General features: G+C 68.7%; 4 protein-coding genes. 2 read left to right on the top strand and 2 right to left on the bottom strand.

What is annotated here, in order from left to right; genetic code table 11:
- Positions 1-276 (bottom strand): hypothetical protein (locus AB0M65_RS12020; RefSeq protein ID WP_364025440.1); only part of this gene is annotated, 276 nt, incomplete at its 3' end.
- A 64-nt stretch (positions 277-340) separates the two neighbouring features.
- Entirely contained in the window at positions 341-2,092 is a 1,752-nt protein-coding gene (locus AB0M65_RS12015) for a hypothetical protein (RefSeq protein ID WP_364025438.1), read from the bottom strand.
- Between the two features lie 391 nt (positions 2,093-2,483).
- Between AB0M65_RS12015 and gltB the strand changes: the two genes are divergently transcribed.
- Together gltB and AB0M65_RS12005 are read left to right on the top strand one after the other, a co-directional pair.
- On the top strand, positions 2,484-7,052 hold the full coding sequence (gene gltB / locus AB0M65_RS12010) for a glutamate synthase large subunit (protein WP_364025436.1): 4,569 nt from the start codon (positions 2,484-2,486) through the stop codon (positions 7,050-7,052).
- On the top strand, positions 7,045-8,553 hold the full coding sequence (locus tag AB0M65_RS12005) for a glutamate synthase subunit beta (protein ID WP_364025433.1): 1,509 nt from the start codon (positions 7,045-7,047) through the stop codon (positions 8,551-8,553). The genes gltB and AB0M65_RS12005 overlap by 8 nt, the downstream gene beginning before the upstream one ends.
- Positions 8,554-8,579: the final 26 nt, after the last annotated feature.

The following is an 8,579-nucleotide window of genomic DNA, read 5'->3' as shown; positions in this document are numbered from 1 at the left end:
TCGCGCGATGAAGCCGCCCCATAGGACAAATTTCGTCCTATGGGGACCCCTCATGACATACGTCAGGGAGAAACCAGGCCCCGCCCCGTCACCCAAGGCAAGTCCAGCGCGGTCAGCAGCCCCGGCGAAGCCGCGACCACCGCCGGAGCCGCGACCACCGCCGGGAGCCGCGACCACCGCCGGGACCGCGACCACCGCCGGGACCGCGACCACCGCCGGGACCGCGACCACCGCCGGGACCGCGACCACCGCCGGGATCGCGTTCACCAGCCGCATCGCGGTCGCCAGCCCAATCGCGGTCGCCGGCCCCGCTTCGCAGGGGAAGCGGGACCGGCGGTTGCTAGCCGTTCACGATGAACGTGTACCGCCGCGGGTCGCCGAAGTTGCCGTCGGCGAGGATCGCCCGTACCTCGATCTCGTGCGGGCCGGCGGTGGCCGGGGTGTACGAGATCGTCGCGGCCCCGTCGGTGGCGGCGACCGACTGGGGCGCGCCGTTGTCCACTGTGTAGGAGAAGCCGGTGACGCCCGGCAGGGTTGAGGAGAAGACGAATTCACCCGGAACACCGACCCCGCCACCTGGCTGGTCCGGCGGATAGGTGGAACTGGTGACCGTGGGGGTGCTGTTCTGCTCCACAGGCCCCTCCCAGCGCTCGGAGGTCCAGCCTTCACGGGTGCGGCCCGACACGACCAGGTAGGTCCACGGCTCCCTCGGGATCACCGTTGCCGTCGCTTGGCCATCCGGCCCTGCCGGGACCACGACCTCACCGGTCCAGCCGAAGTCGTAGACGTACTCGACGACGCCGGGCATCGCGCCCGGTGTGAAGTCGAGCCGGAGCGGCCTGCCCACGACGACCGCCTTGGCATCGAAGGTGACGCCCGGCTGCGACGGCGTGGCCACGAAGCCGTAGTGAACGCCGGGACCGATATTGCCCGCTCGGTCGGTGCCCCAGGCGCTGAAGGCGTCGAATTCACGCTTCGGCGAGTAGCTGACGGTCGCCACGCCGCCGGGACGGTCCGCCGGGACGTAACCGCTGCTGGTGCTGAAGCCGACGATGTCCTGATCGCCCTTGGCATCGATCGTGAACTTGCCGGGAATGCCAACGGCGCCATGGCGTTCACTGTCGCCCGGGTAGTCCGTCGACGTCACCGCGGGCTCGGTCGACGGGCGCACCCGGTCGACGATGAAGGAGCACGGCGCGCTGACAGGGCCGGTCAGTTCGTCGTCGACGCCCTGCATGGTCCACTGGTAAACCCGGCCTTCGGTGATGAAATCGGCCGGGAGCCAGAGCCGGGCGCCGTGCGGCGACGGAGTCGCGGTGTCGGGGCCCAGTTCCCGCCGGTTCGCGGGTTCGTCGGCTGGCCAGACCGCTACTTTCCCGGAGACCCGTGTTCGGTCGGGGTCGCGGACAAGGCCGCTGACCTCGACGGGGTTGTCCGCTGTGTACACCGGCTCCGCGCCACAGGGTTTCAGGCCGACGTTCAGGCCGGTCGGGGCGTCCGGTGGCCGATTGTAGTCGACGTCGAGGTGCAGGCGGTTCTCGACGCGTCTGCCGTAGGCCGGGTCGAATTGCCGGTGGTCCGGCATTCGCAGGGCAAAGGTGATCGAGTCCTTCCCGTCGGCGACCGCGGCCGACACGGCTCTCGTCGCGTCCCATTCGACGCGGTACCACAGGCAGTCGCCCAGTGCGCCCGGGCCGGGGAGTTTGGTCCGCTCCTTCGGCTGACGCGCCCAGGTCGGCGACGGCGCCGCGTCGGTGACCCACAGTTCGGTCGCACGCGGTTTCGTGCAGTCGTTCGCCGCGGTCTCGGTCGCGTATGCCGAGGCGGAGCCGACTTTGGCGCCGCGGTAAGGGCGCAGGTCGAAGGTGAAGTAGGCCTTCGACGAGTGGAACCCGCGGTCCGTCCACGCTCCGACCGGGACGTCCTTCCCGTTGCCGGTGAAGGTCTTCATTGGCGCCGACACGTCACTGTGGACACCGGACGCGGACGCGGCGATCTCCGGCGTCGCCATCGCGGGTGTGGCCGTGAGCAATGCGGAGAACACGACCGCGGTGGCTCCGAGCACGACGGATCTTCGGACGAACTTGATCATGACGCCCCCCAGGAGAAGAGATGGTTCCACCCGGATTGTCGATCGAGGGGGTGCGTAAGGTTGTCGTAAAGGACCGAATTGCGCCGGACGGAGCAGTCGTTCGGACTGCGAGGGTGGGCCGGAGTGACCAGGGTCGCCTCACCGAGCCTCTTGACATCCCGGAACAGGACATATACTTAGCGGAACGAACTACCGCGACCCCATCAGGAACTGCGTCGTTCCGGGCATCCAGATCGTTACCCATCGGCGGGCTTCCGCGCCCTTCGAACTGATGCCGCCCTGTTTCCCAGGTGTTAAAGTCGCGCTAACGAACGGGCCATCGTCGTCCCGTGCGCATTCCCCCGGCCGGCCTGCCCGGCCGCTGAGCACAGACGACGAAGGAGGTCCCTTCATGATCTTCTCCGCCATTCCCGGCAAACAGGGTCTTTACGATCCCGAATCCGAACAGGACTCCTGCGGTGTGGCCATGGTGGCCGACGTCCGCGGGCGGCGCTCGCACGGCATCGTCACCGACGGACTGTCGGCGCTGACGAACCTCGACCACCGGGGCGCCGCCGGCGCGGAACCCACCAGTGGCGACGGCGCGGGCATCCTGGTGCAACTGCCCGACGGGCTGCTGCGCGCGGAAGTGGCTTTCACCCTGCCCGAGGCGGACGCCGACGGTCACCAGACCTACGCGACCGGGATCGGTTTCCTGCCCTCCGACGCCGAGGAGCGCGGCAAGGCCGTCGCCCTGATCGAACGGATCGCCACCGAAGAGGGCCTCGACGTCCTCGGCTGGCGCGAGGTCCCGGTCGACGCCGACCGAGCCGGTATCGGCCCGACGGCGCGTTCGGTGATGCCGCATTTCGCGATGCTGTTCGTCGCCGCGCCGGAAACCGGCGGACGACGTCCGGGTGGCCTCGAACTGGACCGTCTCGCGTTCTGTCTGCGCAAGCGAGTCGAGAACGAGAGCGTGCCCAGTGGATGCGGGACGTACTTTCCCAGTCTGTCCTCACGGACGATCGTCTACAAGGGAATGCTGACCCCCGGGCAGCTCCCGCTCTTCTTCACCGATCTGACCGACACCCGGCTCATCAGCGCCATCGCGCTCGTGCACTCCCGGTTCTCCACCAACACCTTCCCGTCGTGGCCGCTGGCGCATCCGTTCCGGTTCGTCGCGCACAACGGCGAGATCAACACTATCCGGGGCAACCGCAACCGCATGCGCGCCCGTGAGGCGCTGCTCGAATCGGACCTCATCCCCGGCGACCTCACCCGGCTGTACCCGATCTGCTCGGCCGACGCGTCGGACTCCGCCTCCTTCGACGAGGTGCTGGAGCTGCTGCACCTCGGCGGGCGGCCGTTGCCGCACGCGGTGCTGATGATGATCCCCGAGGCGTGGGAGAACCACGCCGGGATGAACGCACAGCGTCGTGCGTTCTACCAGTTCCACGCCAGTCTGATGGAGCCGTGGGACGGCCCGGCCTGTGTCACCTTCACCGATGGCACGCTCGTCGGCGCGGTGCTGGACCGCAACGGCCTGCGCCCCGCCCGATGGTGGCGTACCGCCGACGACCGGGTCGTGCTGGCCAGTGAGGCGGGTGTCCTCGACGTCGCCCCCGCGGACGTCGTGGCCAAGGGCCGCCTCAAACCCGGCCGCATGTTCCTGGTGGACACCGAGGCGGGCCGGATCGTCGACGACGAAGAGGTCAAGTCGGAGCTGGCCAAGGAACTCCCGTACGAGGGCTGGCTGCACGCGGGTCTGCTGCAGATCGCCGACCTGCCCGACCGCGACCACATCGTCCAAAGCCACGACTCCGTGCTGCGGCGGCAGCTTTCCTTCGGCTACACCGAAGAAGAGCTGAAGATCCTCCTCGCGCCGATGGTGGTCAAGGGGATGGAGCCGATCGGCTCGATGGGCTCCGACACCCCACCGGCGGTGCTGTCCAAGCGTTCCCGGCTGCTTTACGACTACTTCAAGCAGAATTTCGCGCAGGTCACCAACCCGCCGCTGGACGCCATCCGCGAAGAGCTCGTCACGTCGATGAGCCGGATCATGGGCCCCGAGCGGAACCTGCTCGCCCCCGGCCCCGCGTCCTGCCGCCACGTGCAGCTGCCGTATCCGGTGATCGACAACGACGAACTCGCCAAGCTGATCCACATCAACGACGACGGCGACCTTCCCGGCTTCGCGTGCAGTGTCCTTTCCGGACTGTACGAAGTGGACGGTGGCGCAGACGCGCTGGCGTCCGCCATCGAGCGGGTCCGGCGCGAGGCCTCCGAGGCGATCGCGGCCGGTGCGCGCACACTCGTGCTGTCCGACCGCGATTCCGATCACCGCATGGCGCCGATCCCGTCGCTGCTGCTGGTGTCGGCGGTGCACCATCATCTGGTGCGCACCAAGGAAAGGCTCCGGGTCGCGCTGGTCGTCGAGACCGGTGACGCCCGCGAGGTCCACCACATCGCGGTGCTGCTCGGCTACGGCGCCGCGGCGGTGAACCCGTACCTGGCCTTCGAGACCATCGAGGACATGATCTCGACCGGTGCCGTCACCGGTATCGAGCCTGCCAAGGCGATCCAGAACTACGTCAAGGCACTCGTCAAGGGTGTCCTGAAGATCATGTCGAAGATGGGCATCTCCACCGTCGGCGCGTACACCGCGGCGCAGGTGTTCGAATCGTTCGGGTTGAGCCAGGATCTGCTCGACGAGTACTTCACCGGGACGTCGTCGAAACTCGGCGGTGTCGGCCTGGGCGTGCTCGCCGAAGAGGTCGCCACACGCCACCGCCGCGCGTACCCGGACAACCCGACCGACCGGGTCCATCGTGGACTCGAAACCGGCGGTGAGTACGCGTACCGCCGCGAGGGTGAGCTGCACCTGTTCACCCCGGAGACCGTCTTCCTGTTGCAACACGCGACGAAGACCGGCCGCGAAGAGGTGTACAAGCAGTACTCCGACGAGGTACACCGCCTCTACCGCCAGGGCGGCGCGCTGCGCGGGCTGTTCGCCTTCCGCGAGGGCGCGCGCGAGCCCGTCCCGCTGGACGAGGTCGAGCCCGTCGAGGCGATCTTCAAACGCTTCAACACCGGCGCGATGTCCTATGGCTCGATCTCGGCCGAGGCGCACGAAACCCTCGCCATCGCGATGAACCGTATCGGCGGCCGGTCCAACACCGGCGAGGGCGGCGAAGACCCCGAGCGCCTGTACGACCCGGAGCGGCGCAGTGCGATCAAGCAGGTCGCGAGCGGCCGGTTCGGTGTCACCAGCGAATACCTGGTCAACGCCGACGACATCCAGATCAAGATGGCGCAGGGCGCGAAGCCGGGCGAGGGCGGGCAATTGCCGCCGAACAAGGTCTACCCGTGGATTGCCCGCACGCGGCATTCCACCCCGGGCGTCGGGCTCATTTCGCCGCCGCCACACCACGACATCTACTCGATCGAGGATCTGGCCCAGCTGATCCACGACCTCAAGAACGCCAACGAAAACGCCCGCATCCACGTGAAGCTGGTGTCCTCGCTCGGCGTCGGCACGGTCGCGGCGGGGGTATCGAAGGCACACGCCGACGTCGTGCTGATCTCCGGGCACGACGGCGGCACCGGCGCCTCCCCGATGAACTCGCTCAAACACGCGGGGACGCCGTGGGAGATCGGGCTCGCCGAAACACAGCAGACGTTGCTGCTCAACGGTTTGCGTGACCGGATCACCGTGCAGGTCGACGGTGCGATGAAGACCGGCAAGGACGTCGTCATCGCCGCGCTGCTCGGCGCGGAGGAGTACGGCTTCGCGACGGCGCCGCTGATCGTCGAGGGCTGTGTCATGATGCGCGTCTGCCATCTCGACACCTGTCCGGTCGGTGTCGCGACCCAGAGCCCGGAACTGCGCAAGCGCTACACCGGACAGGCCGACCACGTCGTCAACTACTTCCGGTTCGTCGCCGAAGAAGTCCGCGAAACGTTGGCGGCACTCGGTTTCCGCACTCTCGACGAGGCGATCGGCCACGCCGAGATCCTCGACACCGACAAGGCGATCGAGCACTGGAAGGCGTCCGGGCTCGACCTCTCGCCGATCTTCGAGATGCCCACCGAGACCCCCTACGGCGGCGCGAAGCGGCGAACGCGGGCGCAGGACCACGGCCTGGAGCACGCGCTCGACCGGACGCTGATCCAGCTCGCCGAGGCGGCGCTGGAGGACGCGCACCGGGTGCGGATCGAACTGCCGGTGCGAAACGTGAACCGGACCGTCGGCACCCTGCTCGGGTCCGAGATCACTCGTCGCTACGGCGGCGAGGGCCTGCCCGAGGACACGATCCACGTGCTGCTGACCGGTTCCGCCGGGCAGTCGCTTGGCGCTTTCCTGCCGCGTGGCATCACCCTCGACATGGTCGGTGACGCGAACGACTACGTCGGCAAGGGTCTTTCGGGCGGGCGAATCATCGTGCGCCCGCATCCGGACGCGAAGTTCGCGGCGGAGGGCCAGACCATCGCCGGGAACACCCTCGCCTACGGGGCCACCGGCGGGGAGATGTTCCTGCGTGGCCAGGTCGGCGAACGGTTCTGCGTACGCAACTCCGGCGCCGTGGTGGTCGCCGAGGGAGTCGGCGACCACGCTTTCGAGTACATGACCGGCGGGCAGGCCGTGGTGCTCGGCCCGACCGGGCGCAACCTCGCGGCGGGTATGTCCGGCGGCGAGGCCTACGTGCTCGACCTCGACCGCGGCCGGGTCAACCAGGAGATGGTGGACCTCCAGCAGCCCAAGGCCGAGGATCTCGCCTGGCTCAAGAAGACCGTGCAGAAGCACTACGACCTCACACGTTCGGCCGTGGCCGCGTCGCTGCTCGGCGACTGGCCGCGTCGCTCGGCGGCGTTCACCAAGGTGATGCCCCGCGACTACCAGCGTGTCCTTGACGCGGCGAAGGCGGCGCGTGCCGCGGGCCGCGACGTCGACGAAGCGATCATGGAGGCCGCTCGTGGCTGATCCGACGGGTTTCCTGACCTACGATCGCGAAGAGCCGAAGAAGAAGTCCAAAGAGGACCGTCTCGCCACTTGGGGCGAGGTGTACGCCGACGTCGAACCCGGCGAGCGCAACGAAAAGGTGCGCAAGCAGGCTTCACGGTGCATGGACTGTGGCATCCCGTTCTGTCATTCCGGTGGTTCCGGTTGCCCGCTGGGCAACCTGATCCCGGAGTGGAACGACCTGGTGCGCCGCGGTGACTGGGCCGCGGCGAGCGACCGGCTCCACGCGACCAACAACTTCCCCGAATTCACCGGGAAGCTGTGCCCCGCGCCGTGCGAGGCGGGCTGCGTCCTGTCGGTCTCGCCGCTGTCCGGCGGGCCGGTGGCGATCAAGCGGGTCGAGCAGGCGATCGCCGACCAGTCCTGGGAAGCGGGCTACGTGCAGCCGCAGATCTCGGAGGTCTCCTCGGGCCAGCGAGTCGCCGTCGTCGGCTCCGGCCCGGCCGGGCTCGCCGCCGCGCAGCAGCTGACCCGCGCCGGCCACGAGGTGACCGTCTTCGAACGGGACGACCGGCTCGGCGGCCTGCTGCGGTACGGCATCCCCGAGTTCAAGATGGAGAAGAAGGTCCTCGACCGGCGGCTCGCACAGCTTCGCAACGAGGGAACGAAGTTCGTCACCGGCTGCGAGGTCGGCGTCGACCTGACCGTCGAGGAACTGCGGGCCACCTACGACGCGGTGGTGCTCGCCGTGGGCGCACTGCGCGGCCGCGACGACACGACCACGCCCGGCCGCGAGCTGTCCGGGATCCATCTGGCGATGGAGCACCTTGTCCCGGCCAACAAGTACGTCGAGGGCGACGGACCGTCCGCGGTCGACGCCGATGGCAAGCACGTCGTCATCATCGGCGGCGGCGACACCGGCGCCGACTCGTACGGCACCGCGACCCGCCAAGGCGCGCTTTCGGTGACGCAGCTGGACCAGTACCCGACGCCACCGTCCACCAGGGACGACGAGCGTTCGCCGTGGCCGACCTGGCCGTACATCCTGCGCACCTATCCGGCGCACGAAGAGGCGGGCGAGCGCAAGTTCGCGGTCGCGGTCAAGCGCTTCGTCGGCGACGAGAACGGCGCCGTGCGCGCCGTCGAGCTACAGCAGGTTCGCGTGGTCAAGGATCCCGAGACCGGCAAGCGCATGGTCATCCCGGTCAACGACGAGATCGAGGAAGTGCCCGCCGATCTCGTACTGCTGGCGATCGGGTTCGAGGGTGTCGAGCAGATGCCGCTGCTGGACGGGCTCGGGCTGTCGCTGACCAAACGCGGCACGCTCTCGTGCGGCGCGGACTGGCAGACCGAGTCGCCCGGCGTGTTCGTCTGCGGTGACGCGCACCGCGGTGCCTCGCTGGTGGTGTGGGCGATCGCGGAAGGCCGTTCGGTGGCGAGCGCCGTCGACGCGTACCTCACCGGTGCTTCGGACCTTCCCGCGCCGGTTCACCCGACGGCGTTGCCGCTCGTAGTGGTCTGATCCCGGTCCCCCCCGAAGGTGGAGGG

It is taken from the genome of Amycolatopsis sp. NPDC051071, assembly GCF_040682875.1.
GTDB lineage: Bacteria > Actinomycetota > Actinomycetes > Mycobacteriales > Pseudonocardiaceae > Amycolatopsis.
The sequence above is the reverse complement of the archived record's forward strand: the minus strand, read 5'-3'. Positions and strand labels throughout refer to the sequence as shown.

Coding starts and splice junctions, on each gene's coding strand:
- AB0M65_RS12015 (WP_364025438.1), bottom strand. CDS start 2,092: ATGATCAAGTTCGTCCGAAGATCCGTCGTGCTCGGAGCCACCGCGGTC.
- gltB (WP_364025436.1), top strand. CDS start 2,484: ATGATCTTCTCCGCCATTCCCGGCAAACAGGGTCTTTACGATCCCGAA.